Here is a 26,743-nt window from a genome sequence, read left to right on the forward strand (position 1 = left end):
TTCAGGAAACTACAAGATGGTTAATAACACCCATTCACACCATCTTAACTTATTACCATTAATATTAAAGGAACCGGCGATCGCTTGCCGGTTCCTGCTGATGATTAATTACCCCAGCGGCTTTTTAAATAATCAACCGCCTGCTGAGTTTGCGGCTGTTCGAGGTAGCCTTCGCGGAACAAGATTGTGCCATCGATATTTGCCGCGGACTCGTTCATATCAATCTGCTTTTTAAGCTCCGGCACGCCGCCCTGAACCGTCCAGTCTGGCTCATTCTTCGACGGTTCGCCCACTTTATACAGCGCGATGCCGATATAAAGGCGGGTATTGGTTGGTTTCACCACGTCGGCCCACCATTTTGCCAGCACATCGTAGCGCGCGGCATCACGGGCAAACGGCCAGTAAAGCTGCGGGGCAATATAGTCGAGCAGACCCTGCTGCACCCACTGGCGAGTATCGGCATAAGATTCATCGTACGCCGCCGCGCCGCGCGTATCGGAACCGGCCGGATCGTGTGAACGGTTACGCCAGACGCCCGCCGGGCTCACGCCAAACTCGACCTTTGGATTGAGCTGTTTAATGGTGTGAGAAACCTGGGCAATCAGCTGCTGCGTGTTGTTGCGACGCCAGTCGGCTTTTGATGCAAAGCCCTGGCCGTACTGGCGGTAGGTCGCGTTGTCATTGAGCGCTGAAGCGGGAGTTTCGGTATAGAAATAGTCGTCAAACTGCACGCCGTCAACCGGATAGCGGGAGACCACTTCAGCCACGATGCTCGTTATCCAGTCGCGAACTTCCGGGATGCCCGGGTCGAGTACGAAGCGGTCGCTCGCGGTGCGGATCCAGTCGCGATGCAGAACGTAAACGCTCGGCGGCGTCATCGACAGCGTATTATTTAATGCCGTCACGGTGGATGGTTTGATGTTAGTAGAAACACGATACGGGTTAAACCACGCGTGTACCTTCATGCCGCGCTTGTGCGCTTCATCCAGCATAAACTGCAGCGGGTCGTAGCCTGGATATTGGCCGATAGTGCCGGTCAGCGTTTCAGACCACGGCAAAATGTTGGACTGCCAGAGTGCCGTACCATCAGGCTTAACCTGGAAGAAGACGGTATTAATACCAAGGCTTTTCAGCTTATCGAGCTTCTCGCGCAGTGCAGCCTGCTGCTGAATCACGCGCTGCATGCTACTGCTGGCATTGATGGAGCTAATCGGTGGCCAGTCGAGGCGAGATACCGTAGTGAGCCAGACACCACGCATCGGTTCATTACTCTGCTGGGTTTTGCCAGTATTGACGTTAGAAGGCGACTTAACGGGAGTCTTTGAGTCACAGCTGACCAGAAATAACGCAGCGGCAATCAGCGCGGCGGCTTTTTTTGTTTTCGACATACGGAATAAACTAAAAGAACTGAGAATCATAGGTGCCGTTATTCGGGTTAAATCGAGTGAGAACATTCTCGTACTATTTAAGATGAAGTCAATCAATTAGCAGCGCTGATATCACACGAAATGATAACGATCATCCTGATATGTCATTTGCCTTATTTCTACGAATTTCTTATCGTTGATGGATATTCATCCCGAAAAAAGTAAGGAAGCCCTATGTCTGAACACTCACATCTTGCCTGGACCTGGCAAGGCAGCGCCGAACCGGACGCGCTTGAGCTGAAACGTATCGCCGTTCCGTCATTGGCTACCGGCGAAGTGCTGGTACGCAATGCGGTTATCGGACTAAACCCGGTTGACTGGAAAGTGCTGGGGCCGGGGTTAATTGACTGGGAGAAGGACCATGTCCCAGGCGTTGACGGTGCGGGCACGGTGGTCGCGCTAGGGGAAGGGGTTGATAGCAGCTGGCTCGGCCAGCGGGTGGCGTATCATCAAAGCCTGGCGAAACCTGGTAGCTACGCGGAACACACGCCGGTTGCCGCCCGCGCCCTGATGCGCGTTCCGGATGCGGTGAGCTTTGACACTGCGGCAAGTATCCCATGCCCGGCGCTGACCGCCTGGCTGGCTATCGAAAAGCTGCCCGTCATCCCTAATGCGCCGCTGCTGATTAGCGGCGCCGGCGGCGCGGTGGGGCATTATCTTGTTCAGTTTGCGGCGGCGAGAGGATTTGCGGTGACCGCGATGTGTAACCAGCGCCACTGGCAGCGTTTGCAGGCAATGGGCGCGCAGCGCTGTATTGCCGGGCCATTAGCCGCAGGGCAATCCTGGCCAGAGGCGGATGCCGCGTCGTTCTATGCGGTGATTGACAGCGTGAATGAAGATCACGCCGCTCGCTTGACGCCAGCGCTGAAGGCCAACGGCCATATCATTGCGATTCAGGGGCGGTTAAGCGAGTGGCCCTGCGCGCCGTTCGGTAGAACCCTGTCGATGCATGAAGTGGCGCTCGGCGCGCTGCACTGGTATGGCGATGATGAAGCCTGGCAGCAGCTCACCGCTGCGGGTGAGAAGATAATGGCCGATCTCGCCGCTGGTCGTCTGGTGGCAGAAGAGACGGTGGCTACCGGGTTCGATAAGCTGCCGGAGCTACTGGACCAGCTCCGTCACCGTCAGTTCAGCGGCAAACCGCTGGTGCGAGTTAACCCTTAGAACGACCGGTTCCCCACGGGTTGAACGCCGGTTCTTCCGGCGCGATATCCACATCACCTGACAGTGAGTCGAGGTAGAGGGCTTCTACTTCTGCGCGCGCCCACGGCGTACGGCGCAGAAACTTGAGGCTCGATTTTACGCTCGGCTCATTCTTAAAACAGTTGATGTTAATCAGCTTGCTCAATTGATCCCACCCATAACGCGCCACCAGCGCATTGACCTGCATTTCCAGAGTGACGCCGTGCAAAGGATCTTTTGAAATATGTGCTGTCATGCGGGGTCCGTTAAACATTGAGTGAAAAAGAGTGAGCGGGGGGAAGGTTACAAGAAAGCGGAACCTCCGGCAATGACTCGCGTTGAGCGGTTGAAATACTGCTCATTTTTCAGGCGGTTTTGCGTGGATTCTGACGCACAACGATACTGCTAAATTAGCAGAATTCACGTAGCGCACGATAAAACAACGAAATAGTTTAAAATCAAATAGTTAAATGTTTATCGGGGAACCGCAGCTCGAAACAGGTGATACCACCCTCGCTTTCTACCCAGCATCGCCCCTGATGTAACTGCATTATCGAACGCACGATAGAGAGACCCAGACCGCTGGAGTGCGCCGAATCGTGGCGTGCAGGATCGGCCCGGTAAAAACGATCGAACAGTTTATCCTGATGAGCGCGCGAGATAGTTTCCCCTCGGTTTATCACCCGGATAGCCATGCCGTCTGCTTCGGCGGCGACCGCTATCGTAATCACGCTTTGCGGTTCGGCGTAACGCACTGCGTTAGACAGCAGGTTTGCCAGCGCGCGGCGCAGCAACTGGGCATCGGCGTACACCGTTCCGCTGCCCTGGGCGTGGAAGGAGATGCCACGATCGGCGGCCAGATCCTCAAAATAGTCACTCAGGCGCTGAATCTCTTCGGTGACGTTTATCTTGTGGCGCTGGATGGCCCGGTCAGGCTGCTCCGCCTGGGCGAGGAACAGCATATTGTCGATCATCCGCGACATGCGCTGTAGCTCTTCGAAGTTTGACCCCAGCAGCTGCTGGTAATAGTGATTATCGCGAGCCGCGCCTAGGCCCACTTCAGTCTGACCGAGTAGGGTGTTAATCGGTGTGCGCAGGTCGTGGGCCATATCCGCGCTGACCTGTTTAAGTTGCTGGAATCCACGCTCGAGTCTTTCAAGCATCGCATTTACCGAGTCGATCAGGGCATCCAGTTCGGTCGGTACGCCGTGTTTATCGAGGCGGGAAGAGAGCGTTTGTGTGCCGATTTTTGCGGTGTGTTCGGCAAGTTGATGCAACGGCAACATCCCGCGGCGAGCGAAAATAACCGCCAGTATGACGGAAATTGCCGCCATCATGGCGGTAAAAAGTATGATGTTGGTACGGTACGCCTCAAGAATATGGGTGCGCTCGCTCAGTACTCTGGCTGAGAGAATTTCCAGCGGCGGCTGGTCGTTGGCCGACGGACTGATTGCCGCCATATAGACCATCGGCGTGCCGTCCGCGCTGTTGGCATGATGTACGGCGGCGGGCGTCAGCCGCTGGTTGCCAGCAACGGGGGTAACGGCCGGAATATCGCGCCGCATCGGATTGACTTCCAGCAGCGTGGGCCCGCCAACGTAGCGGATAATCAACAACGACTCCGTGTTGCCCAGCATATTGGCAAACAGATGGGGCTTTTCGTGGATCAACTGGCGGGCATCAAGATCCCGCAGCAGCGTGCTGATCTGGTCGACGCGAGAGACCAGTGCCGCATCGTCGCGTATTGTGAGCTGCTGGCGCAGCCCATAGTAGAGTGCGCTGCCCATCACGGTTAAGGCCGCAAAGGAGAACGCCGCCAGCAGAACGGCTAATCGAAAAGTCAGGGACCTGCGCTTCATGGCGCTTTCTCGCAGCGATATCCAACACCGTGCACGGTATGAATCAACCGTTCGCTAAAGGGATCGTCCACTTTTTGCCGCAGCCTACGTACCGCGACGTCCACCACGTTGGTGTCGCTGTCAAAATTCATATCCCAGACGCGGGAAGCGAGAAACGTTCGTGAGAGCACCTGGCCGGGATGCTGTAGAAAGCAGACCAGCAGCTTAAACTCTTTGTTGGTGAGCGTGATGAGTTTGCCGTCCCGTTCGCAGCGAAATTTTTCGATATCCACCACCAAATCCGCCAGCGAGAGACGTGCTTCTGGTTCTGGCTGACGCTGGCCGCGGCGCAAAATAATACGAATACGTGCCAGCAGCTCGGCGAAGGAAAATGGCTTCACCAGATATTCGTCGGCGCCCAGGCCCAGCCCGCGTAGGCGATCCTCCAGCGCCCCGCGTGCGCTCAGAAACAGCACCGGAATCTGGCTATGGGTACGTAAGCGTTCCATGACCGTCCAGCCGTTCATTTCCGGCAGCATGACATCCAGCAATATCAGGTCATAACGTTCTTCCCGCGCGAGATGCAGCCCGTCGATACCGTTGGCAGCCCAGTCCACGGTATAACCCGCTTCATTTAGCCCGTTCACCAGATAGGCGGCGGTTTTCGCTTCGTCTTCAATAATGAGGATTTTCACCCAGCGGGTCCTGTAAAAAGTAGAGAAAAGGGCGCGGAAAGCGCCCCAATTTTGTCAGTATAACCTTAGTATCCCGGCACGTGGGCCGCTTTCATTATCAGGTTAGCCACCGCTTCTGGCTGCGAGAGTAGAGAGACGTGGCTGGATTTCAGCTCAATGGTCTGCGCATGCATTCGTTTCGCCATAAAACGCTCCAGATCCGGGTTGATAGTGCGATCCTCCGTGGATACTGCATACCAGGTTGGCTTGTGCTGCCAGGCGGCAACGGTAGTTTTAGCCTGGGTAATCGCTTTACCGATTGGTTGCTGCACGGCGTAATAGGCCTTGGCTTCGCGTTCCGGCAGGTCACCGGCAAAATCATGAATAAACGCCGATTCGCTCAGTGCGCCGTAGCCATCGTCGCTCCATTTCAGGCCCGCCGACGCTGGCGCCGCAGGGTATCGTTTGGTTAATGCCGGATAATCTTCCCCGGCCTCCGGTGCGCGGGCCGCAATATAGACCAGCCCTTTCACTTCCGGCTCATCTCCCGCCTGACTTATCACCATACCGCCGTACGAGTGCGCTACCAGAATCACCGGGCCATTTTGCTGTGCCAGCGCGCGTTTCACCACCGCCACGTCATTATCCAGAGAGGTCGTTGGGTTCTGCACTGCCGTGACGTGCAGGCCTTTTGCCTGTAGCAATGGGATCACTTTTCCCCAACTGGAGCCGTCGGCGAACAGGCCGTGCACCAGCACGATATTTTTAACTTCCTGCGGTGTGTCCGCCTGTGCGGCGAGCGGGCTTAATGCGCCCAGTATCAGGGAACTCAGAACGGTAAGATGGCGTAATTTCATGGTTAATCCTCAGATTCAGCAATGGGGTCATGGCTACTGTAGTGGCCTGGGACCCACAAAGTGCTGACGCTGAAATGACAAAAAAATGACAACGGAAAGTCGTAGGTCTAAAAATCAGGGAGGTGGCAAGCGGTTGATGATGTGGTAAACAGGGAGATAAAAATGATCAACCGGGATGGTTAACATGCTGAAATACCTCTCACTGCTGGCTGTTCTGCTGCTGGCTGGATGCGCCAATACGCCAAACTTGCCGCCAACGGATACCATTGTGGCGATAAAACCGGATGATACCGGCATTATCGCCAGTTCAAAAAAATACAGCTATCGTTTCGGGCGCGCGGGCATGCCTCAGGAGTATCAGCGCTATAAAACATTCTACGATCGCTTTCATCAACAGGCTTCCGGTGTACGAGTTAACTTTGTGGCCGAGAACCACGAGCTAACGGCGGAGTACCTGGTGGTGATTGATAAGCGCAAAGTGGATGCTGAGCAACAAACCGTGCTGGTGAATCAGTATAAGGCGAAGCCGATTGATAACGATCATCTTGGAGTGATGTTTAAAGCCAGCGGCTTCTGGGTGTTATCTGATGAATCTGATGACCTGTCTGCGCCGTATCGGCTGGAACAACCGATTGTGGTCTCCATCAGCGATAAGACCCAATCGATTACCACTCTGGGCACCATCGCGATGATCCCATTAATCCCGTTGTTCCCACTGTATATGATGTACGGATGCGCGACCGGGCCTTGCATATAGGGCCAGGCAACTTAGCGTCGGGGCGTGCTGCATCGCCAGGCGATCAGCGCGCAGACCGTCAGAACCAGCCCCAACTGCTGCACCATACCGGCGAGCCCGAGTAAGGTCCCCAGCAGCAGATAGTAGCTTAGCCCGAACAGCGCGCCAGCAACCCCGGCCTGCTCCCGGTAGCGATGCAACGCCTGGCTCAGCACGTTCGGTATTGCGATGCCGTAGGCAACCACCACGCCAGCAACCGGAATCAGTACCCACGCGGAATGTTGCAACCCCCATGCGACGACACCGGAGAGCAGCGCCAGAATGCAGGCGTAATACACCAATCGTTCTGGCGTCAGGCCGGAGGTGAGCAGTCTCCGGTTCAACAGGCTCCCCAGTAGTGAAGCGATCGCCAGCAGGAATCCCGTCCAGCCAAATGCCGTTGAACTCCAGCCCAATTGTGCGAAAAGAAAGGGACTCAGGCTGTAGTAACTGAACAGCATGGTATTCAGTAGAGCAACGAGCATGGCGTTTTTCCAGAGCGTGCCGTCCCGCACCATACGGCAGGCAATCTCGGCAACTCGTGGCCTCTTCACGTTATTCGGTCGTGTTTCTGCAAGGGCGAAGAACGTGAGTATGAGCAACAATAACGCCAGCCATACTAGCGCAAAAAAGACGCCGGTATGACCATACAGACTGACCAGCCAACCGCCGCTAACCAGCCCAAAAACCGGGCTCATCGCGAGCGCGGCTCCCATAACCGAAAACACACGGGCGAGGGCGGTTGATTCATAGCAATCGCGCAGCATCGTCTGCACCACAACGGAGCCGGAAGCGGCTCCTATTGCCGCCACCATACGCGCCAGTAGCAACAGGGTAAAATCGTTGGCGACAACGGCCATTGTGGCGCCCACGCCATAACAGACCAGCCCGGCCATCATGGCTGGCCGACGTCCGATGTGGTCGCATAGCCAGCCCCACAGCGCTACCCCGACCGCAAAAGCGATAAAGTATACGGAAAGCGTTTGAGCGGCGCGCTCGTGGCTAACCTCAAATGCGCGGGCGATGTCCGGCAGCGCCGGGCTATATAGGGTTTCCACCAGTTGCGGAAACATAATTAGCAGCGTCAGCAGCCATAAGGGCGGACGGGTGGTGATATTCATGATGAGATCCAGTGCGTCAGAAAATTGAGGCGTATTATTGCGAACGCACGGGTGTCTTATTACCATATTAAAGACATTATCTATCAAATATCGGACAATTCATGAAGATTAGCCCCAGCGATATATTCGACCCGGATCGTTTTAATGAACCGGTTGTCGGCATCGCGTCCGATATGGGCGTGCATGATTCCGGGCGGCACAGCCATCAGCGCCATCAACTCCTCTTTTCGGCGGCAGGAAGCATCACCATTGAACTCGATCAAACCCTGTGCCTGCTGCCGCCGGGCCGGGCTGCCTGGATCCCCGCAGGCATCGTTCACCGCGCCATTATGCGCGGCGTGCTGGCCTATCGCTCTCTCTATTTTTCAACGACATTACCGCTATCGACGCTGCCGCTGCAGATAGTCGAAGTGAACCCGCTCTTTTTTGAGGTTATTGAACGAATGGCGTTCTGGCCCTGGGGTATGGAAGCCGCGCAACAGGCCAGCCTGATTACCGTTTTTAGTGAGGAAATGCAGCGCGCACGTCAGGAAAACTGGACGCTAAAATTCCCCTCAGACCCACGCCTGAACGACTGGTTGGATAGGGTGCATAAGGGAGATTTACCGCCGAGATTGGGTCAGTTAGCCCAGCAGGCAGGTGCCTCTGAGCGCACGATAAGCCGTATTTTTGTCAAAGATACCGGCATGAATTATCAAAGCTGGCGGCAGCAGTGGCGGCTACTGAAGGCCATGGAAATGCTGTCCGATGGACTCTCGTTAAGCGATGTCGCGCAAGGGCTTGAGTTTGTTAGTGACAGCGCATTCATCGCTTTTTTCCGTCAGCATACCGGCACCACGCCGACACGCTACTCGCCGAGATAGCGGAGCCTTCCGCCAGATGACAGGATTGTCATCTGGCTAACCCCTTTCTGTAGGGTTCCCCCGAGTAGACTGGCCTCATCGTAGCCCGGCCGAGCGCAGCGACGCCGGGGTTTATACGGGAGCAGATGAAGTGCCTGATAGCGATGGGGGGGCGCTTCAGGTTTGTGCCATAAGCGGACATTGAAACTAATATTCGGTAACAAGTATCGCCGGGCGTTAGTTTTTTATTGAGCTGCTTTGTAACGTGCCTCCAGCTTATCCATGAATCCAAACAAGACCTGATTCATTTCACTGTAATCATGAGCACGAAGTTCAGCAGGGGTGTTAACGAAGCGATATTCTGCGGCGAGGCTCAGGCCTTTTTCTGAATGAGCGATCAGCTGTTCAACAACTTCCAGGGTTAGCTCCATATGACACTGGAAACCAAAGATGCGGTCTGAATAAGAAACGATCTGGCGCGGACAGCCTTCGCTAAAAGCGATAATTTTTGCTTCCGGGGTCAGACCTGGCATGTCGTTATGCCAGTGACCAACTTCAAGCGTTTTAGCAAAGTGAGAGAACATTTCATCCTTGCAGCCGTCTTCAGTTAAAGTGATCGGGAATTTACCAATCTCTTTTTCAGGGCTGTGAGCAAACGGTGCGCCCAGCGCTTCACCGATTAGCTGTGAGCCGAGGCAGATACCAATCACGGCTTTACCCGAGAGAACCGCAGAAGCAATCAATGCCTGTTCACCTTTGGAATCAAAGTGCGGGCATTCTTCCAGAGTAATGGTTGGGTCTTGCGGACCGCCCATAACGATCAGAAAATCGATGCCTTCGGCGTTTGCTGGTAACACTTCACCAGCGTACACACGTGAGTACGTCACATCATGACCCTGATTTCTTGCCCATGTTTCATAAGCCCCTGGGGCTTCGAAACTTTCATGTACGATAAAGTGGACTCGCATTAGGATATGCTCCTGTAATATCGATGATAATTTGAATAATAAATCACTCACCCATTACGGCTGTACAGCGGGTGGTTCCAACTTTGATATCATAATTGCAGGAGCTAAATCTGAAATGCCAGGTAGTATAGATAAGGCGCCAAGACATGATGAAGCAACTGGCTGGTCAGGCACAGCGATAAGCTATCAACGTGGAGAGGAAGATCCTCCACATCATCATGTTGAGGGACAGCTACTGTTTGCCTCCAGGGGGGTGATGCTGGTTGAAACAGAGAGTAACCGCTGGGTAATACCTCCCCAGCGTGCATTATGGTTACCGCCTCTTCAGATCCATAGTTACAACCTGCTTTCACAAACAGACCTACGGGCTATCTATTTCAGCAGCAGCCTCATAGCAGAATGCACGAACTTTACGAAGAGTAGCCAGGTGCATGTGATTACTGCTACGGCACTTGTGAAAGAGTTGATAGCTGGGCTATTCAGTGAGGACTACAACGAACCGAGCCAACGGAAAATGGCTCTGTTGCTTCTGGAAATTCTCAGCGAGGCTCCCCCATTAGCTGCGGAGCTTCCAATGCCACATGACGAGCGATTATTCAATGCAGTCAGAGAGTTGCTGATTAATCAGCGCTGGGATATATCGCTGAGTGAGCTTGCTTTTATTGCAGCCGTGTCTGAACGTACATTTTCGAGATTGTTTGTTAAGGATACTGGATTTAGTTACAGAACCTGGAGGCAGAGAGCCAGAATTTGTGCGTCGTTAGATCTTCTCGCGAATGGCATCCCAATCAAACAGGTTGCTTTTCAGCTAGGTTTCTCATGTCCAGCCGCATTTACTGCTGCTTTTCGCTCCATTTTGGATTCAACGCCACGCGATTTTACTAACCCGTTATCGTAAAGAGGAAACAATGAATACCAATCAAGATATCTGCATTGCCTCAGCCATCATTACTGACGAATCCGGGCGCTGTCTGCTGGTCAGAAAACGTGGCACGACTCACTTTATTCAGCCAGGCGGTAAAATGGAACCAGATGAATCCCCTGTCGCGGCCCTATCGCGAGAACTGCAAGAGGAGCTGAATCTTAACCTGACAGGCCAGGACTTTAGCTACGTTGGGCGATTCACTGATAAAGCGATAAACGAGCCAGGCCGCGTCGTTATTGCTGATATTTATCACTGTGTCCTTACTGCAAGCGATATTCAGCCAGCAGCGGAGATCGAAGAAGTTATCTGGTATTCCACTGACGGTTCGAAATCTCTACTATTGGCCCCACTTACAGAAAATCAACTAATGCCCTTAGTGGAAACGCTGCACCAAAGTTTTTCAGAATCTCTTCTGGAGCGTGGCAGAGGCAACTAATCAACAACGAATGTTAATTCAAACTGAATTTTAATGTCCGCTTTTCGCTCTCAGCGGACCTTCAACTCATCCGTATCCCCATCTTCATGCCAGAAGCAGATGTTTCCTCCGGTTTAAAGTCAGTAATTCAAAAGGTAGAACCGCCTAACGTGGTTGAACACCCCACCATAAATATTTTCTTAAGGATTTCTTAACCTTATCGACCCTCAAGGTTGCGATTCAGGATTTTTATTGCAACATTCTTATCATTCTCCCTATTTCATACCGTTATGTGATAATTGAAATCATTATCATTACCATCTTCATGTTGATGTGCTTTAATCCACTCGCTATGCATTCAGGTGTTATCTACTCATTTCTATAAAGGATTAACGTATGAAGTTTGGTTTCTCATCCCTCTGCTCCATTGCGGTGCTGACCTCATCTGTATTGTTAACACCGTTCGCCAGCGCGGCGGACAACAGCGACGGTCTTGTGGTTTATAACGCCCAGCATGAAAACCTGGTGAAATCCTGGGTTGACGGTTTCACCAAAGAGACCGGCATCAAGGTGACGCTGCGTAACGGCGGCGACAGCGAGTTGGGCAACGCGCTGGTACAGGAGGGCAGTTCATCTCCTGCTGACGTTTTCCTGACTGAAAACTCCCCGGCGATGGTGCTGGTTGATAACGCGAAGCTGTTTGCGCCGCTGGATAAAGCCACCCTGGACCAGGTTGCTCCGGCTTACCGTCCAGAACACGGGCGCTGGATTGGTATCGCGGCGCGTAGCACCGTGTTCGTCTACAACCCGGCTAAGCTGAATGAATCCCAGCTGCCAAAATCGTTAATGGATCTGGCGAAACCTGAGTGGAAAGGGCGCTGGGCCGCGTCTCCATCCGGTGCTGATTTCCAGGCTATCGTCAGTGCAGTGCTGGCGTTGAAAGGCGAGAAAGCGACGCTGGAATGGCTGAAAGGGATGAAAACTAATTTCGTGGCCTACAAAGGTAACAGCACGGTGCTGAAAGCTGTCAACGCTGGCCAAATTGATGGCGGGGTGATTTATCACTACTACCGTTTTGTTGATCAGGCGAAAACCGGTGAAAACAGTAAAAACACCCAGCTGCACTACTTCAAACACCAGGATCCAGGCGCGTTTGTCAGCATTTCCGGTGGCGGCGTACTGGCTTCCAGCAAACATCAGCAGCAGGCACAGGCCTTCGTGAAATACATCACCGGCAAAGCGGGTCAGGACAGCCTGCGCACCAACGATGCGTTTGAATACGCAGTGGGCGTGAATGCCGCCTCCAACCCGAAACTGGTTCCGCTGAAGGATCTGGATGCACCAAAAGTTGAAGCCTCCACGCTCAACAACAAAAAAGTCATTGATTTGATGACGCAAGCTGGCCTTCTTTAATTGATGTAGTGGTGAGTGCCTGATGTCAGTGGTTAATATTACCCACGCGTCGGATCTCCGGCGCAGTGGGATGCGACGCCGTCCGGCGTTGACGATGATTTTGCTCGCGATACTGTTCGCGCTGTTATCGATGATCCCCCCGGCTTTTGTGGTGGTGATTGGTTTTGACACCGGATGGGACACGGTCAAGGCACTCATTTTCCGTCCGCGTGTTGCTGAACTGCTCAGCAACACGCTGCTGTTGGTGATCATTTCCGTTCCGCTCTGTGTGCTGGTAGGGGTGATGCTTGCCTGGCTCACGGAACGAACCACCCTGGCCGGGCGCCGTATCTGGTCAGTTCTGGCCGTCGCGCCGCTGGCGATCCCGGCCTTTGTGCAGAGCTACGCCTGGGTCAGTGCGGTGCCGTCCATTCATGGCCTAGGTGCCGGGGTCTTTCTCTCGGTGCTGGCTTACTACCCCTTCATTTATCTTCCGGTCTCTGCGGTAATGCGCCGCCTCGATCCGACACTAGAAGATGTCGCCGCGTCATTAGGCACGCCGCCCTTGGCCGCTTTTTTCCGTATTGTTCTGCCCCAGCTAAAACTGGCTATCTGGGGCGGCGCGTTGCTGGTCACCCTGCATCTGCTGGCGGAATATGGCCTGTACGCGATGATCCGTTTTGATACCTTTACCACCGCCATTTACGATCAGTTCCAGTCGACGTTTAGCGGCCCGGCGGCCAATATGCTGGCGGGCGTGCTGGCACTTTGCTGCCTGGTGTTCCTGACGCTTGAAGGGACGACGCGTGGTAAAGCGCGCTATGCTCGCGTGGGTTCAGGTGCGCCGCGCGAACAGCATCGTCTACAGCTGAATTTACCGCTAAGCGTGATAGGGCAGCTTTTCTCGCTGACGGTGTTGATGCTGGCACTGGTGGTGCCGCTGGCGGTGCTTTGTCGCTGGTTGTGGCTGGGCGGCATCGAAAACTGGGCTCAGGCCGACCTCTGGCTGTCGCTGCGCCAGACCATCGTGCTGGCCTCCGGCGGCGCGTTGCTCATTATGCTGGCGGGGATCCCGGTGACCTGGCTGACGGTGCGTCACCTGCGTCCGCTGTTCCGCGCGCTGGAGGCGTGCAACTACTTCACCAGCTCGCTGCCGGGGATTGTGGTTGCGTTGTCGTTGGTCACCGTAACCATCCATTATCTGCGTCCGCTTTATCAAACCGAGTTCACACTGTTTCTGGCCTATCTGCTGATGTTTATGCCGCGTGGGTTGGTGAATCTGCGCGCCGGTATTGCGCAGGCACCGCTGGAGCTGGAAAACGTTGCTCGTAGTTTAGGGAAAACACAGGCCCGCGCCATCTGGGGGATCACCATGCGTCTGGCCGCACCGGGAGCTGCGGCCGGCGGCGCGCTGGTGTTCCTCGGCATTACCAACGAACTCACGGCGACGCTGCTGCTTTCACCGTTGGGTACCAAAACGCTCTCCACCGGATTCTGGGCGCTAACCAGTGAAATTGATTATGTTGCCGCAGCGCCTTACGCACTGTTGATGGTGCTGATCTCGCTGCCGCTGACCGGACTCCTTTACGTGCAGTCGCAAAAATTAGCGGGCCTGTAAGATGATTGAATTAACGAATATCTCCAAAAAATTTGGCCAGATGCCGGTGCTTGAGGATCTGAGCTTGACGGTGATGCCGTCCTCCCGCACGGTGATTGTCGGCCCGTCCGGTTCAGGCAAAACGACCTTGCTGCGTATTCTGGCCGGTTTTGAATCGCCGGACAGCGGGCAGATTGTCCTGAATGGCAAAACGTTGTTTGATGCCAACACCTTTGTGCCTGCGCACCAGCGCGGCATCGGCTTTGTGCCGCAGGAAGGTGGCTTATTCCCGCATATGAAAGTGGCCGATAATATTGCCTACGGCCTGAAGGGGTCAAAAAAGGACAATCAGCGTCGGGTAGCAGAGTTGATGGATCTGGTCTCCCTCAGCCATGAACTGGCCAATCACTGGCCGCATGAGATCTCCGGCGGGCAGCAGCAGCGTGTTGCGCTCGCGCGCGCCCTGGCGCAGGAGCCGGTATTGATGCTGCTGGATGAGCCGTTCTCTGCGCTGGATACCGGGCTGCGTGCAGCAACGCGCAAAGCCACCGCGGATCTGTTAGATGAGGCCGGGGTGGCGTCGATTCTGGTCACCCACGACCAGCAGGAGGCGCTCTCGTTTGCCAGCCAGATTGCGGTGATTCGCAAGGGACGCTTCGCCCAGGTTGGGACGCCGATGGCGGTCTATTCGCAACCGGTGGATGAAGCTACGGCGCTGTTTCTCGGCGATGCGCTGATTTTCCCGGCGCAGGTGAGCGGCGGGGTGGCAAACTGCGCGCTGGGCGCGATCCCGGTGGATAACCCACTCACGCGCGGTGAAAAACGCATCATGCTGCGTCCTGAACAGGTCGTTATCGCGCCTTATCTATCCGACAGCAATCCGGCTCAGGCCGTGACCATCGTCGATGTGGATTTCACCGGCCATTTTTCAACGCTAACGCTCACCTCTCCGGCATGGCCTGATGTGCTGCAAGTGAAAACGGTCAGTCTGCAAAAATGGCAGGTGAATATGGCCGTAGTGCTGAAGATAGAGGGAAATGCCTGCGTGTTAGGCGATTATTGACGAGTTCTATCCGTGCGTTCGCGTGCCGGGGAATCATTGTTGTTCTGTATAACATCCTCCCGGCACCACCGCAGTGCACCCGCCCCACAAACCCTCCCCAAAATAGTGAATCGGCACTGCTGGAAATCGCTAATAACCTGAAAAACAAGATAATTAAAACCTGGCATACCCCTTGCTTAGATAAATATGAAAGGGCAGCACACACAATTTGACCAATAGCTGGCTAGGGTTCCGGTTCACTTCGGTGAATGACTGGTCCGAGAGCGGGCGACCTCTGAGAGGTTACACGGCGGGACAAAAGCCCGGGAGACAGCAGCACCAGTTGGTGTCGCGCTGCCCCCTAATTTTGTGCCACTCAGAGGTCAAGCATGAAAAAAACGCCATTACTCCGCTCTCTTGTACTGTCGCTGGCAATGCTGGTCAGTCTCCCCACCTTTGCTGCAGTGAAAAAAGAGTTCAACGTCTGCTGGACCATTTACGCCGGGTGGATGCCGTGGGGCACCATCAGCAGTAGCAAAATCATCGATAAATGGGCCGACAAGTACGGCATCAAAATCAACGTTGTCCAGCTTAACGACTACATCGAATCCATCAACCAGTACACCGCAGGTCAGTTCGACGGCTGCACCATGACCAATATGGATGCGCTCACCATTCCCGCTGCGGGTGGGGTGGATTCCACCGCGTTGATCCTCGGTAGCTACTCGGAAGGCAATGACGGCGTAGTGATGAAAGGCGAGGGCAAAACCCTCAAAGACCTGAAAGGGATGAAGGTCTACCTGCCAGAACTCTCCGTTTCTCACTATTTGCTGGTCCGTGGCCTGGAAAAAGCCGGGCTGGCGGAGAAAGACGTCACCGTGGTGAACACGTCGGATGCTGATATTGTCTCGGCGTTCGGCACCTCTAGCGTACAGGCCGCAGTGGCCTGGAACCCGCAGCTTTCCGTCATCAAAGGCACCCCAAAAACCACCGAAGTGTTCAGCTCTTCGCAGGTGCCGGGCGAGCTTATCGACATGATGGTGGTGAACAGCGAAACCCTGAAGGACAACCCGGCGCTCGGCAAAGCGTTGACCGGCGCATGGTACGAGATGATGGGGCTGATGAAAGCCCAGGATGCTAACGCGCTAAATGCGATGGCCGCCGCCTCCGGTACCGATTTGGCTGGGTATCAGGCACAGCTCAAAACCACCCATCTGTTCTATACGCCGCAGGACAATATTGCCTTTATCAGCTCTCCTGAACTGGCGAAAACCATGCAGCGCGTGGCCGCGTTCTCCTTCGATAAAGGTCTACTGGGTGATGGTGCGCAGAGCGCTGATTTTATCGGCATGAGCTTCCCGGGCAACGTAACCCAAGGCGATGCCCGTAACGTCAAACTGCGCTTTGACGACAGCTTCGTGAAAATGGCCGCTGCCGGCACGCTGTGATAACGGACGGAATTTCCATGCGACAAATTAATCGTCATCCCACTTCTGGTCTGCGGCTGATGCTGGTCATGCTGCCTTTCTTCCTGCTGCTTGCGGCCTACTTTTTTGGCTCTGCAGTGCGGCTGGAAGCGAACCCGCAGGACAAGCTACTGCCGGGTCTACAGCAGATGCTGGACGCGCTATCGCGGATGGCGTTTACCCCGGATAAACGCAGCGGAGAGTATCTGTTTTGGGTCGATACCCTGGTCAGCCTGGCGCGTCTGCTGGTTGGGCTGGCGATTGCCTCACTGCTGGGCCTGTGTATTGGCGTGACCTCCGGCGTGTTCCCGCTGTGGCGCGCGTCGCTGTCACCGCTGATGACGGTGCTGTCGATGATCCCGCCGCTGGCGATATTACCGGTGCTGTTTATCGTTTTCGGGCTGGATGAACTGTCGAAAGTGATGCTGATTGTTATTGGCATCACCCCGATGCTGGCGCGCGATCTGGAGCATCGCGCCTGCGAAATCCCGCCGGAGATCCTGATTAAAGCCCAAACGCTGGGGGCCAACAGCTGGACGCTGGTCCTGCGCGTGGTGCTGCCACAGCTGCTATCCCGTCTGCTGACCTCGCTGCGTCTGCTGTTGGGATCGGCGTGGTTATTCCTGATTTCGGCCGAGGCGATTTCGTCCACTGCCGGGCTGGGCTACCGCATTTTCCTCGTGCGCCGCTATATGGCCATGGACGTGATTATTCCATACGTCCTGTGGATCACGTTGCTGGCATGGCTGATGGATCTGGGGCTACGTCAGTTACATAAAACCTGTTTTCCCTGGGCGGAAGGAGGGAAGGCATGAGCTTTATCACTATCAACAATATCTGGCAGGAGTATGGCGACCACGTCGTGCTGGAGCGTCTGAACCTGCAGGTCAAAGCGGGCGAGTTCTGCTCGATGGTTGGGGCATCCGGCTGTGGAAAATCGACGTTCCTGCGCCTGCTGCTTGGCCAGGAAGCGCCAAGCCGTGGAACAATTACCCTGGATGGTAAGCCGCTAAGCGCCGAGCCGGATAGCAGTCGCGGCGTAGTGTTTCAGCGCTATTCCGTTTTCCCACACCTCAGCGTGCTGGATAACGTCACCATTGGGCTTGAGCTGCCGCAATCGCCGCTGTTCGGGCGACTGTTCGGTGCCAAAAAACGCGCGGCGCGCGAACGGGCAGCGGAGATGCTGGAAAAAGTGGGTCTCAGCCATGCGCTGGATAAGTACCCGGCACAGCTTTCCGGCGGCATGCAGCAGCGTTTAGCCATCGCCCAGGCGTTCATTATGCAGCCCCGCGTGCTGCTGCTTGACGAACCCTTTGGCGCACTCGACCCCGGCATCCGCAAAGACATGCATGCGCTGCTGCTGCAACTGTGGAGTGAAACCCGGATGACCGTATTTATGGTCACGCACGATCTTTCCGAAGGCTTCAACCTCGGCACCCGTTTACTGGTGTTCGACAAAGTGCGCATAGACCCGCAGGCACCGAATGCCTTTGGCGCGCGCATTACTTATGACATTCCGCTTAACGAGACGCGGCTCTCCGCGCTGAGCGGTACGGCTCCCGACAACGTTTATGCATTAAAAGGGTAACCCTATGAAAACGAACACACCATTGCGCGAAGAGGTTCTGCCAGGCGGTGGACACCTGTCATTCGTGCTCAAACGCGGACAGATCCTACGCATGACGGATATAGACGGCGGGGCAAACGTCAGCCTGCTGATGCTTAACCCGCACCACAAAAGCGAGCGTCTGAACCTGCCCGATACGCTGAAAGGTCAGCACACAGCGCGCCTCACCGCCGGGCACTGTTTTTACTCCGACATGGGCCGCGTGCTGGCCGGGATCACTGCCGATACTAGCGGCTGGCACGACCCGTTTGGCGGCGTACTGAACGCACAGGAAGTGGCGGAAAAATACGGGCAGGGGCGCTACCAGGATTTGCGAAACGGTTTCTACCGTAACGGCACCGACAACCTGCTGGTCGAGATGGGTAAGTGGGATCTCAACCTTGAGGATCTGCTGATGGTGATCAACGTCTTCAGCAAGGTCACGGTAGATGACCACGGACAGTTTAGCTTCCACAGCGGCCATTCGCAGCCGGGTAGCTATGTCGAGCTGTTTGCGCCGATGGACACGCTGATAGTGATGACCGCGCTTCAACATCCCATGGATCCGTCCCGCGAATATGCGCCGCGCCCGGTGCAGTTGAGCTGGAGACAGGCTGAAGATGAAGACGCTGCTATTAACGCGTTGCTGACGCGACCGGAAAACGAACGCGCCCTTACCAACACCCAACTTTTTGCCCTCTAAGGAGCCACAAGATGACCATAGCCAGCGAGAAACAAGCCCAACACGCCAGCTTCCGCCATGTGATCCCGGCGGGTGAACCTTACCTGTTTGAAGTGAAGAAAGGGCAAACGCTGCGTCTGCTCGATCTGGAAGGCAATCAGGCAGTAGACACGCTGTTCTATAACGCGGATAAACCCCGTGAACGCTACGATGCCCAGCGTACGCTGCGTCGCCAGAATAATGCCTATCTCACCAGCGGCAGCGTGCTCTACTCAAACCTCGGCAACCCGCTGCTGACCATCGTCGCCGACACCTGCGGCCGTCACGATACGCTCGGCGGCGCCTGCGCACAGGAGAGCAATACCGTACGTTATGCTCTCGACAAACGGCACATGCATAGCTGCCGGGATAACTTTCTCTGCGCCTGCCTGCACGACGGCCGCCTGCAAAAGCGCGATATTGGCGCGAATATCAACTTCTTTATGAACGTACCGGTGACGCCCCAGGGCGGGCTGACCTTTGAGGATGGGATCTCCGCGCCGGGTAAATACGTGGAGTTGCGCGCCGAGTGCAACGTCATTGTGCTCATCTCCAACTGCCCACAGTTGAACAACCCCTGCAACGGTTGGAACCCAACGCCTGCCGAGGTGCTGATATGGAACTAACGCCAACTCGCTGGCAACGCCTGCGTCAGGTGATTTATCGCCTGTTTGAAGTCCGTGCCGGACGCCTCCTGCCGTAAACGCCTTTGCCCCCGTGGACGACCATGGGTGAGCCGAATTCCGGCGGGACGACCCGCCACGATTGAGTCTGACCTATGTTGACGACACTCCTGATTGCGAACCGCGGGGCGATTGCCTGCCGCATCCTGCGTACCCTGCGCGCCATGCATCTGCGCGGCGTGGCGGTCTATTCTGAGGCTGATATCAGCAGCCTGCATATCCGTGAAGCGGATGAAGCCTTGAGCCTGGGCGAGGGCCCGGCGGCCAATACCTATCTGGTGATAGACAAACTGATTGCCGCGGCGCAGGCCAGTGGCGCCCAGGCCATTCATCCGGGTTATGGATTTTTGTCGGAAAACGCGGCGTTTGCGGAAGCCTGTGAAGAAGCAGGGATCGCCTTTGTTGGCCCCACACCGGAACAGCTACGTCTGTTCGGGCTGAAACATACCGCGCGTGCGCTGGCGAAATTGCACGGTGTACCGATGCTGGAAGGCACGGAACTGCTGGCGGATGTGAACGAAGCGCTGAACGCTGCTGAGCAGGTCGGCTATCCGGTGATGCTGAAGAGCACGGCGGGCGGCGGTGGTATCGGCATGCGCGTGTGCTATAGCGCTGAAGAGCTGAACGATGCGTTCGACGCCGTGGTGCGACTGGGGAAAAACAACTTTAGCGACGCGGGCGTGTTTATCGAGAAATACATCGAACGGGCGCGACATCTTGAAGTACAACTGTTTGGCGATGGCAGAGGAGACGTCATTGCTCTCGGTGTGCGCGACTGCTCGGTACAGCGCCGCAACCAGAAAGTGCTGGAAGAGACTCCCGCGCCAAACCTGCCTGCCGGCATGGAAAATGCACTGTGTGAAGCGGCGATTAAGCTGGGTAAAGCGGTCAACTACCGCAGTGCGGGTACCGTCGAATTTGTCTACGATAGCCACGCCGAGCGGTTTTACTTCCTGGAAGTCAACACCCGCCTGCAGGTTGAACACGGCGTAACCGAACAGGTATGGGGCGTCGATCTCGTACGCTGGATGATTGAACTGGCGGCGGGGACGTTGCCCCCGCTGGCGGCATTGCGTGAAACCCTCAAGCCGAATGGTCATGCTATTCAGGCCCGCGTTTACGCTGAAGATCCCGGCCGCCAGTTCCAGCCGTCTCCGGGGCTGCTTACCGAAGTGGTGTTTCCGGCAAACGATCGCCGTACGCTGCGTATCGACAGTTGGGTGGAGTCCGGCTGCGATATCCCGCCGTTTTTTGACCCGATGCTGGCGAAAATCATCGCCTGGCAACCGACGCGCAAAGCTGCCGTTCAGGCGTTACATACCGCGTTGGGAGAGACACGTCTTTACGGTGTGGAAACCAACCGCAGCTACCTGCAGCAGATTTTAACCTTCACACCGTTTGTTCGCGGTGAACCCTGGACCCGATGCCTGGAAGGGCTCAACTATCAGGCCTCCACGCTGGAGGTGCTTAACGCGGGTACGCAGACCACGGTGCAGGATTATCCCGGGCGTACAGGATATTGGGCGGTAGGCGTTCCGCCCTCTGGCCCGATGGACAGCCGAGCGCTGCGGCTAGGTAACCGTCTGTTGGGCAATGATGAAAGTGCCGCCGCGCTGGAAATTACCCTCAGCGGCCCGACGCTCAAATTTAACTGCGATGCACAACTGGTGGTCACTGGCGCAGAGATTGCGCTGACGTTGGACAACGAACCGCTGGTGAATAATCGTGTTTTCACCGTGCGAGCGGGCATGACCTTACGTATGGGCGAAATCAGCCATCAGGGTGTACGCAGCTACCTCTGTCTGCGCGGCGGGTTCAACGTGCCGGACTATCTGGGCAGCAAAAGTACCTTCACCCTGGGGCAGTTCGGCGGCCACGCCGGACGGGCGCTGCGCACCGGTGACGTGCTGCATATTGCGCCGTTAACCGAACCCGTTCAGGAGAACGAACTGCCAAATGCACTGCGCGCCACACTGGGTACCGTGCGTGAACTACGGGTGATCTACGGCCCACACGGTGCGCCGGAGTATTTCACGCCGGGCTATATGGCGACCTTTTTCGCCACCGAATGGGAAGTCCATTTTAACTCCAGCCGGACCGGCGTGCGCCTGATCGGGCCGAAGCCGGAGTGGGTTCGTGAGAGCGGCGGTGAGGCGGGTCTGCATCCGTCAAACATTCACGACAACCCATATGCCATTGGCGCGGTCGATTTTACCGGGGATATGCCGGTGATCCTGGGGCCTGATGGCCCAAGTCTGGGCGGATTCGTCTGCCCGGTGACCATTATTGAGGCTGATTTACCGGCGGTCGGGCAGGTGAAAGCCGGTGATAAAATCCGTTTTGTGCCGGTTGATATCGCCACTGCGCGCCGTCTGGCGCAGGCTCAGAAAGCTGAGATCGCCACCCTCGAACCACAAGAGGTTGCCTGGGAACCTGTCGCCCTTGAGTCGCCGGTGGTGCTGGAACAAGGGCGTGCAGACCAGCGCCTGGTGGCGCGACTCTCCGGTGATACTCACCTGTTGCTGGAGATTGGCGAGCCGGAGCTGGATCTGGTGCTGCGTTTTCGCGGGCATGCGTTGATGCAGGCGCTGGAAGAGAAATCACTGTGCGGGATCGTCGATCTCACGCCGGGGATTCGCTCACTGCAAATTCACTATCAGCCGGAAACGCTGAGTCTGGCAACCCTTCTGGAGATAGTTTCCGGGGTATGGCAGGGCGTTTGCGAGCAGGCGTCGCTGTCGGTGCCATCGCGTATCGTCTGGCTGCCGCTCTCCTGGGACGATCCGGCGTGTCAGAAAGCCATCGATAAATACATGACCACCGTGCGCCGCGATGCGCCATGGTGTCCGAGCAACCTGGAGTTTATTCGTCGTATCAACGATCTGGCGAATATCGATGAAGTCTATAAGACGGTGTTCGACGCCAGCTATCTGGTGATGGGATTAGGGGATGTCTATCTTGGGGCGCCGGTCGCGACGCCGCTCGACCCGCGCCATCGTTTGGTTACCACCAAGTACAACCCGGCCCGAACCTGGACTGCGGAAAACTCGGTGGGAATTGGCGGGGCGTATCTCTGCGTTTATGGCATGGAAGGGCCGGGCGGCTATCAGTTCGTCGGCCGTACGTTGCAGATGTGGAATCGCTATCACGCGGTTGATGATTTTGGTGGTAAGCCGTGGCTGCTGCGCTTTTTTGACCAGATTCGTTTCTACCCGGTCTCTGCCGACGAACTGCTGACCATTCGCCGTGACTTTCCGCTGGGCCGTTATCCGCTGCGTATTGAACATACCACGCTGAATCTGGCGGACTACCAGCAGTTCCTCGCGGATGAAGCCCCTGGCATTGACGCATTCCGCGCCCATCAGCAGGGGGCATTTGACGCAGAGCGCGAGCGTTGGATTGCCAACGGTCAGGCACATTTTGACAGCAGCGACGTGGTGGCGGATGAGGGCGATGATGCGCCGTTGCGGCCAGGACAGGCGGGTATCGACAGCCCGATATCAGGCAATCTGTGGCAGGTCAACGTTGAGGTGGGCAAAACCGTGCGCGAAGGGGACGTGCTGGTGATCCTGGAGTCGATGAAAATGGAGATCCCGTTGGTAGCCTCGCAGGACGGCGTGGTCAGCCAGGTGCGCGTTCAGCCGGGTTCTTCGGTGCGAGCGGGCCAGTGTGTGGTAGTGCTGGAAAAAACGGTCTGATGTCATTCATGCTCTGGCGGCTGGTGAGGCCGCCAGGGCTTCGTGATGAATGACATTGGCGTTCTATCTGAGAAAGGCGTTAGGCAATAGGCCATTTCCACTCTGGTTCTAAATGCGGGCAATGCCCAAACTTTCCCGTGAATAGAGTCCAGGCGTCGTCACCAGTCGATTAATTAAATCGGCAATACTTAATCGGGAAACGTTGCTACCAGAGAAATTCTCCCCTTTATGCGTTAATGCATATTCCACTTCACTTCCGTTTGTAAACCAGGCGGGACGGATCAGCGTATAGTCCAGATCGGATGCTTCAATCACAGCGGCGGATTCCCGGTACGGCGTTAATACGCTACCGTGGTTTTCACCTGGAACTTCATCGTAAATACCCATTGAAGTAATAAAAATCAGCCTGGTAATACCGGTTGATGTCATCGCTTTAACAATGCAGTGCGCCTGTTGTTTCATATTTCCTGATAAATTGGCATAGACCGCATCCTGGCCATGCATGGCGCCTGTCAGTTGTTCCGCGTTGAGCACATCGCCGTCCACAATCGTTACTCGAGATGGGTCGGGATTGTTTAATCGTTTGGCGTTGCGTAAGTACAGGGTGAGATGAACATCGCTATTATCCAGCAGATAGCGTGTCGCCACCCGCGCCAGGGAACCCGCAGCACCCAAAATCAATACCTTAGTCATTTTGATATCTCTTTCGTCATCAGAATGAGGCAAGTATAAAGAACGTGTTTATCATTGTATGTGGATTAGTTTTGCTTTCAGAATTCAAAAATCCGGAATAATAATTTTCAAGTTAATCTTGGCGAGGAACTCATTACTACAGCTACAGAATATACCCAGGTGAATCATTGCAGAAGTGAACGACTGGTCTATGCTCAAACATTAAAGAGATATAGTCCGCGGGCTATTTGAAAATAATAATAATTTTCGTGAGATGAGGATGGAAATGAAACGAATTCTGTTCGCTTTTCTGACATGTCTTTTCACGATAACCACATATGTCGCGTCAGCGGCTGAACCCCGACAGGAACCCACGCAACAAGAGCGTGCGCGTACGGTCTATATTTTTCACCAACCTATTGTCATGCTGCAGGCCAAATTTGGTCTCACCACTCCGGAAGAGCGGGTTTTACGCATCAGGAATACGCTGCGGAATTTCACTGAAGATGACGTCCGGGAACCGCTTAAGCTTCTATCAGTTACCCGCTATAACCAACCCGGCAAACTCATTGTTATGAACGGCAAACCGGTGATGTTACTGACGGAAGGCGATCTTGACGAGGGGGACGATCTCACGCTCGATCAGGCTGCGCAGCGCGTATTGGTGCGTATGGAAGCGCAAAGAACGGCGCTACGGGATCAGTATAATAGTCGCTGGCTTGTGCTCTCAACGGTAAAGGCCGCGGCAGGCCTGCTGGGGCTAGTGCTGTTCTGGTATGGTTCTTATCGGTCATGGCGCTGGGTGAAGCGTCTGTATCGGCGACGTATCATTGAAAATCGCAGCTGGATCCCACAAAGTTGGCGACGTTTTATTGGCGCAATCGAAACGCGTCTTTATGCACTGCTGGTTATCCTGCTCGGAATTATGGCTCTCTATCTCTGGCTAAGTTGGGCATTCAGCCTGTTCCCCTGGACCCGTATCTGGGGTGCTTCTTTGGGCGACTGGTCTGTAAAAGTCATTCAGGACATCGCACTTTCTGTCGTTTCTGCTTTGCCAGGTCTACTGATAGTACTGGTTATTTTCTTGCTCACCGCCTTTATTTTAAAACTGCTTAAAGTGGTGCTTGATCAGGTTGCGGCCGGGCGTCTACAGCTTCCGGGTATCCATCCGGAAACGGTAGGCGCCACGCGTAAACTCATCTCAGTCATGGTGTGGCTTTTTGCACTTTCAGCAGCCTATCCTTTTCTGCCTGGAGCCAATTCATTAGCGTTTAAAGGCATCAGCGTCTTCTTTGGTTTGATGCTGACGTTGGGCTCGGCGGGAATAATGAACCACGCGATGAGTGGACTGGTGCTTATTTATTCCCGTGCGCTACGTAAAGGCGACGTGATCCGCGTGGCTGATAACGAAGGGCTGGTGAGTGAAATTGGCATGCTGGCCACCAAGATTATTACTCGCGAAAATTATGTTGTTACGGTGCCCAATGCGGTGGTGGTAAGCGGCAAAATTACCAACCTGAGCGCACAGACCAATGGCGGCGGGATCAATCTGACGGTCGGTGTAACCATCGGCTATGACACGCCCTGGCGACAGGTTCATGCCATGCTTGAACTCGCCGCCAAGCGGGCGAGGGGAGTCGACCAGAATCATCCGCCGTTGGTACGTCAGCTCAGCCTGATGGACTGGTATATTGCCTATGAATTACAGGTGTGTCTGTTAGACGGCCAATCTTTAGCCGAAGCGCGCAATGAACTCTATAGCCATATTCAGGATGTGTTTAACGAGTTTAACGTGCAGATCATGTCGCCGAATTTTGTCATGCAGCCTGAAGGTTCCGTGATGGTTGCAAAAGAAAACTGGTACCCAGCCCCGGCGGTTCCTCCTGAAGGAGAAGGGCGTCTATAGGGCGCAGGATACACCGGATCATTTCTCTTGCCTGTAACCGGAGAGGCGGCGCTCAAGGTTGCTCTGAACCTGCGGCCATTCGTCATCAATTATGCTGTAGCGGATGGAAGTACGTTTTCGACCATCGGGCATAATTCGTTCGTTTCTGATAATGCTTTCCTGGATCGCGCCAATGCGGAGAATGGCGGCCTGAGAACGCTCATTCAATACATCAGTCGTAAACTGAACGCGAATGCACTTAAGTTGCTCAAAGGCGTATCGCAGCAGCAGCAGTTTACTCTCGGTATTTGCGGCTGTTTTTTGCCAGCTTTGTGAATACCAGGTATGCCCAATTTCGAGCTTTCGGTTTTCACGATCAATCTTCCATAAACGCGTTGACCCAATGACACGTTGGTCGGATGAGAGCGTTACAGCAAACGGCATGACCGTGCCATCGGCTTGACCTTTCAGGGCTTTCTGGATGTACGAATCAACGGTGTCAGCAGACGGGACTACCGTAAATGGCAGGGACCAAAGTTCACCATCTTCAGCTGCATCAATCAATAGCGGAGCATCAGTTTTCAGCAGAGGACGAAGCGTTACAAGAGAGCCTTGTAAAGTAGGGGGCATATTGCGGCCTTACGGTTATTTTACGTAGCTGAATCAGGTCTTAACCATCATGTCAGCAAATTTTCTTATCAGCAAGAATGGTCATCGTGTGTTCTTGTTTGTCGCAGTGTACCTGCATCCAGAGAACGGATGCAGGTGAGAATGGCCCAGGAGACAAGAGTATTTGACTCAGACCAGCGAGTTAGCGATACCAGATCCAATTTAACATAATATACATTATGCGCACCAGTAAGGCGTAAGAGAGAATCCAGCATTCTGGCACAGGAAAACCCCAGCCATCAGGTCATCGTCCGTCAGGACGGCTCTGGTGAAGCTGCCGCGCCGGAT

General features: G+C 55.0%; 24 protein-coding genes and 1 riboswitch. Of the genes, 15 read left to right on the top strand and 9 right to left on the bottom strand.

Annotated elements, in window-relative coordinates; genetic code table 11:
- Positions 1–104: 104 nt before the first annotated feature.
- A complete protein-coding gene (locus tag FHC49_RS14725) occupies positions 105–1,388 on the bottom strand; it encodes a glycoside hydrolase family 10 protein (RefSeq protein WP_370631769.1) in 1,284 nt (427 codons plus the stop codon).
- A gap of 213 nt (positions 1,389–1,601) precedes the next feature.
- Here FHC49_RS14725 and FHC49_RS14730 point away from each other — a divergent pair, with 213 nt between their 5' ends.
- Positions 1,602–2,591 carry a zinc-binding dehydrogenase gene (locus FHC49_RS14730; protein WP_185669016.1) on the top strand — a complete coding sequence of 330 codons (990 nt, stop codon included), beginning with the start codon at positions 1,602–1,604 and terminating at the stop codon, positions 2,589–2,591.
- On the opposite strand, the gene FHC49_RS14735 is transcribed toward FHC49_RS14730, so the two are convergent.
- The 4 genes from FHC49_RS14735 to FHC49_RS14750 form a co-directional block, all read right to left on the bottom strand.
- The gene (locus tag FHC49_RS14735) at positions 2,581–2,865 is read right to left on the bottom strand and encodes a VF530 family DNA-binding protein (RefSeq protein ID WP_185669015.1); all 285 of its coding nucleotides are present in this window, start codon (positions 2,863–2,865) and stop codon (positions 2,581–2,583) included. The genes FHC49_RS14730 and FHC49_RS14735 overlap by 11 nt on opposite strands.
- Positions 2,866–3,067: 202 nt before the next feature.
- Complete coding sequence (locus FHC49_RS14740) at positions 3,068–4,468, bottom strand: heavy metal sensor histidine kinase (RefSeq protein WP_220440175.1); 1,401 nt, start codon at positions 4,466–4,468, stop codon at positions 3,068–3,070.
- Complete coding sequence (locus FHC49_RS14745) at positions 4,465–5,142, bottom strand: heavy metal response regulator transcription factor (protein WP_185669013.1); 678 nt, start codon at positions 5,140–5,142, stop codon at positions 4,465–4,467. Before FHC49_RS14745 ends, FHC49_RS14740 begins: the two co-directional genes overlap by 4 nt.
- A 65-nt stretch (positions 5,143–5,207) precedes the next feature.
- Complete coding sequence (locus tag FHC49_RS14750; protein ID WP_185669012.1) at positions 5,208–5,978, bottom strand: alpha/beta fold hydrolase; 771 nt, start codon at positions 5,976–5,978, stop codon at positions 5,208–5,210.
- Positions 5,979–6,162: 184 nt separating this feature from the next.
- Here FHC49_RS14750 and FHC49_RS14755 point away from each other — a divergent pair, with 184 nt between their 5' ends.
- A complete protein-coding gene (locus FHC49_RS14755) occupies positions 6,163–6,735 on the top strand; it encodes a hypothetical protein (RefSeq protein WP_185669011.1) in 573 nt (190 codons plus the stop codon).
- 11 nt (positions 6,736–6,746) lie between these two features.
- On the opposite strand, the gene FHC49_RS14760 is transcribed toward FHC49_RS14755, so the two are convergent.
- The gene (locus tag FHC49_RS14760; protein ID WP_220440176.1) at positions 6,747–7,874 is read right to left on the bottom strand and encodes a multidrug effflux MFS transporter; all 1,128 of its coding nucleotides are present in this window, start codon (positions 7,872–7,874) and stop codon (positions 6,747–6,749) included.
- Positions 7,875–7,975: 101 nt separating this feature from the next.
- Between FHC49_RS14760 and FHC49_RS14765 the strand changes: the two genes are divergently transcribed.
- Positions 7,976–8,737 (top strand): helix-turn-helix transcriptional regulator, encoded by a 762-nt coding sequence (locus tag FHC49_RS14765; protein WP_185669009.1) that lies wholly within the window; start codon positions 7,976–7,978, stop codon positions 8,735–8,737.
- 224 nt (positions 8,738–8,961) lie between these two features.
- On the opposite strand, the gene FHC49_RS14770 is transcribed toward FHC49_RS14765, so the two are convergent.
- Positions 8,962–9,684 carry a type 1 glutamine amidotransferase gene (locus FHC49_RS14770; protein ID WP_220440177.1) on the bottom strand — a complete coding sequence of 241 codons (723 nt, stop codon included), beginning with the start codon at positions 9,682–9,684 and terminating at the stop codon, positions 8,962–8,964.
- Positions 9,685–9,799: 115 nt separating this feature from the next.
- Here FHC49_RS14770 and FHC49_RS14775 point away from each other — a divergent pair, with 115 nt between their 5' ends.
- The 11 genes from FHC49_RS14775 (at position 9,800) to uca (ending at position 23,229) form a co-directional block, all read left to right on the top strand.
- Positions 9,800–10,582, top strand: coding sequence for a helix-turn-helix transcriptional regulator (locus FHC49_RS14775; protein WP_185666378.1), 783 nt, complete (start codon positions 9,800–9,802; stop codon positions 10,580–10,582).
- Between the two features lie 10 nt (positions 10,583–10,592).
- On the top strand, positions 10,593–11,045 hold the full coding sequence (locus tag FHC49_RS14780) for an NUDIX domain-containing protein (protein WP_185666348.1): 453 nt from the start codon (positions 10,593–10,595) through the stop codon (positions 11,043–11,045).
- A 375-nt stretch (positions 11,046–11,420) separates the two neighbouring features.
- Complete coding sequence (locus FHC49_RS14785) at positions 11,421–12,437, top strand: iron ABC transporter substrate-binding protein (RefSeq protein WP_220440178.1); 1,017 nt, start codon at positions 11,421–11,423, stop codon at positions 12,435–12,437.
- 94 nt (positions 12,438–12,531) lie between these two features.
- The gene (locus FHC49_RS14790; RefSeq protein WP_370631770.1) at positions 12,532–14,034 is read left to right on the top strand and encodes an ABC transporter permease; all 1,503 of its coding nucleotides are present in this window, start codon (positions 12,532–12,534) and stop codon (positions 14,032–14,034) included.
- 1 nt (position 14,035) lies between these two features.
- Positions 14,036–15,076 carry an ABC transporter ATP-binding protein gene (locus tag FHC49_RS14795; protein ID WP_220440180.1) on the top strand — a complete coding sequence of 347 codons (1,041 nt, stop codon included), beginning with the start codon at positions 14,036–14,038 and terminating at the stop codon, positions 15,074–15,076.
- 212 nt (positions 15,077–15,288) lie between these two features.
- Positions 15,289–15,387, top strand: a riboswitch (guanidine-I (ykkC/yxkD leader).
- A 57-nt stretch (positions 15,388–15,444) separates the two neighbouring features.
- Positions 15,445–16,503 carry a putative urea ABC transporter substrate-binding protein gene (locus FHC49_RS14800; RefSeq protein WP_220440181.1) on the top strand — a complete coding sequence of 353 codons (1,059 nt, stop codon included), beginning with the start codon at positions 15,445–15,447 and terminating at the stop codon, positions 16,501–16,503.
- A gap of 17 nt (positions 16,504–16,520) precedes the next feature.
- Positions 16,521–17,336: an ABC transporter permease gene (locus FHC49_RS14805; protein WP_185666343.1), complete on the top strand. Its 816-nt coding sequence runs from the start codon at positions 16,521–16,523 to the stop codon at positions 17,334–17,336.
- Positions 17,333–18,109: an ABC transporter ATP-binding protein gene (locus FHC49_RS14810; RefSeq protein ID WP_185666342.1), complete on the top strand. Its 777-nt coding sequence runs from the start codon at positions 17,333–17,335 to the stop codon at positions 18,107–18,109. The genes FHC49_RS14805 and FHC49_RS14810 overlap by 4 nt, the downstream gene beginning before the upstream one ends.
- Positions 18,110–18,113: 4 nt before the next feature.
- On the top strand, positions 18,114–18,830 hold the full coding sequence (locus FHC49_RS14815; RefSeq protein ID WP_185666341.1) for an urea amidolyase associated protein UAAP1: 717 nt from the start codon (positions 18,114–18,116) through the stop codon (positions 18,828–18,830).
- 11 nt (positions 18,831–18,841) lie between these two features.
- Positions 18,842–19,474, top strand: coding sequence for an urea amidolyase associated protein UAAP2 (locus FHC49_RS14820; RefSeq protein ID WP_185666340.1), 633 nt, complete (start codon positions 18,842–18,844; stop codon positions 19,472–19,474).
- 152 nt (positions 19,475–19,626) lie between these two features.
- On the top strand, positions 19,627–23,229 hold the full coding sequence (uca, locus tag FHC49_RS14825; protein ID WP_220440182.1) for an urea carboxylase: 3,603 nt from the start codon (positions 19,627–19,629) through the stop codon (positions 23,227–23,229).
- A 108-nt stretch (positions 23,230–23,337) separates the two neighbouring features.
- On the opposite strand, the gene FHC49_RS14830 is transcribed toward uca, so the two are convergent.
- Positions 23,338–23,922 (bottom strand): NAD(P)H-binding protein, encoded by a 585-nt coding sequence (locus FHC49_RS14830; RefSeq protein WP_220440183.1) that lies wholly within the window; start codon positions 23,920–23,922, stop codon positions 23,338–23,340.
- Between the two features lie 265 nt (positions 23,923–24,187).
- Here FHC49_RS14830 and FHC49_RS14835 point away from each other — a divergent pair, with 265 nt between their 5' ends.
- Entirely contained in the window at positions 24,188–25,807 is a 1,620-nt protein-coding gene (locus FHC49_RS14835; RefSeq protein WP_185666337.1) for a mechanosensitive ion channel family protein, read from the top strand.
- An 18-nt stretch (positions 25,808–25,825) separates the two neighbouring features.
- Here the strand turns inward: FHC49_RS14835 and FHC49_RS14840 are convergent, their stop codons facing one another.
- Positions 25,826–26,416 carry a GNAT family N-acetyltransferase gene (locus tag FHC49_RS14840; RefSeq protein ID WP_220440184.1) on the bottom strand — a complete coding sequence of 197 codons (591 nt, stop codon included), beginning with the start codon at positions 26,414–26,416 and terminating at the stop codon, positions 25,826–25,828.
- Between the last annotated feature and the right edge of the window lie 327 nt (positions 26,417–26,743).

It is taken from the genome of Kluyvera sp. EC_51 (assembly GCF_019584505.1).
GTDB classification, from domain to species: domain Bacteria; phylum Pseudomonadota; class Gammaproteobacteria; order Enterobacterales; family Enterobacteriaceae; genus Kluyvera; species Kluyvera sichuanensis.

What these genes read in the sequence shown, in the direction of transcription:
- FHC49_RS14725 (WP_370631769.1), bottom strand. Translation starts at nt 1,388, where the DNA reads ATGTCGAAAACAAAAAAAGCCGCCGCGCTGATTGCCGCTGCGTTATTT.
- FHC49_RS14730 (WP_185669016.1), top strand. Translation starts at nt 1,602, where the DNA reads ATGTCTGAACACTCACATCTTGCCTGGACCTGGCAAGGCAGCGCCGAA.
- FHC49_RS14735 (WP_185669015.1), bottom strand. Translation starts at nt 2,865, where the DNA reads ATGACAGCACATATTTCAAAAGATCCTTTGCACGGCGTCACTCTGGAA.
- FHC49_RS14740 (WP_220440175.1), bottom strand. Translation starts at nt 4,468, where the DNA reads ATGAAGCGCAGGTCCCTGACTTTTCGATTAGCCGTTCTGCTGGCGGCG.
- FHC49_RS14750 (WP_185669012.1), bottom strand. Translation starts at nt 5,978, where the DNA reads ATGAAATTACGCCATCTTACCGTTCTGAGTTCCCTGATACTGGGCGCA.
- FHC49_RS14755 (WP_185669011.1), top strand. Translation starts at nt 6,163, where the DNA reads ATGCTGAAATACCTCTCACTGCTGGCTGTTCTGCTGCTGGCTGGATGC.
- FHC49_RS14760 (WP_220440176.1), bottom strand. Translation starts at nt 7,874, where the DNA reads ATGAATATCACCACCCGTCCGCCCTTATGGCTGCTGACGCTGCTAATT.
- FHC49_RS14765 (WP_185669009.1), top strand. Translation starts at nt 7,976, where the DNA reads ATGAAGATTAGCCCCAGCGATATATTCGACCCGGATCGTTTTAATGAA.
- FHC49_RS14770 (WP_220440177.1), bottom strand. Translation starts at nt 9,684, where the DNA reads ATGCGAGTCCACTTTATCGTACATGAAAGTTTCGAAGCCCCAGGGGCT.
- FHC49_RS14775 (WP_185666378.1), top strand. Translation starts at nt 9,800, where the DNA reads ATGCCAGGTAGTATAGATAAGGCGCCAAGACATGATGAAGCAACTGGC.
- FHC49_RS14780 (WP_185666348.1), top strand. Translation starts at nt 10,593, where the DNA reads ATGAATACCAATCAAGATATCTGCATTGCCTCAGCCATCATTACTGAC.
- FHC49_RS14785 (WP_220440178.1), top strand. Translation starts at nt 11,421, where the DNA reads ATGAAGTTTGGTTTCTCATCCCTCTGCTCCATTGCGGTGCTGACCTCA.
- FHC49_RS14790 (WP_370631770.1), top strand. Translation starts at nt 12,532, where the DNA reads ATGATTTTGCTCGCGATACTGTTCGCGCTGTTATCGATGATCCCCCCG.
- FHC49_RS14795 (WP_220440180.1), top strand. Translation starts at nt 14,036, where the DNA reads ATGATTGAATTAACGAATATCTCCAAAAAATTTGGCCAGATGCCGGTG.
- FHC49_RS14800 (WP_220440181.1), top strand. Translation starts at nt 15,445, where the DNA reads ATGAAAAAAACGCCATTACTCCGCTCTCTTGTACTGTCGCTGGCAATG.
- FHC49_RS14805 (WP_185666343.1), top strand. Translation starts at nt 16,521, where the DNA reads ATGCGACAAATTAATCGTCATCCCACTTCTGGTCTGCGGCTGATGCTG.
- FHC49_RS14810 (WP_185666342.1), top strand. Translation starts at nt 17,333, where the DNA reads ATGAGCTTTATCACTATCAACAATATCTGGCAGGAGTATGGCGACCAC.
- FHC49_RS14815 (WP_185666341.1), top strand. Translation starts at nt 18,114, where the DNA reads ATGAAAACGAACACACCATTGCGCGAAGAGGTTCTGCCAGGCGGTGGA.
- FHC49_RS14820 (WP_185666340.1), top strand. Translation starts at nt 18,842, where the DNA reads ATGACCATAGCCAGCGAGAAACAAGCCCAACACGCCAGCTTCCGCCAT.
- uca (WP_220440182.1), top strand. Translation starts at nt 19,627, where the DNA reads ATGTTGACGACACTCCTGATTGCGAACCGCGGGGCGATTGCCTGCCGC.
- FHC49_RS14830 (WP_220440183.1), bottom strand. Translation starts at nt 23,922, where the DNA reads ATGACTAAGGTATTGATTTTGGGTGCTGCGGGTTCCCTGGCGCGGGTG.
- FHC49_RS14835 (WP_185666337.1), top strand. Translation starts at nt 24,188, where the DNA reads ATGAAACGAATTCTGTTCGCTTTTCTGACATGTCTTTTCACGATAACC.
- FHC49_RS14840 (WP_220440184.1), bottom strand. Translation starts at nt 26,416, where the DNA reads ATGCCCCCTACTTTACAAGGCTCTCTTGTAACGCTTCGTCCTCTGCTG.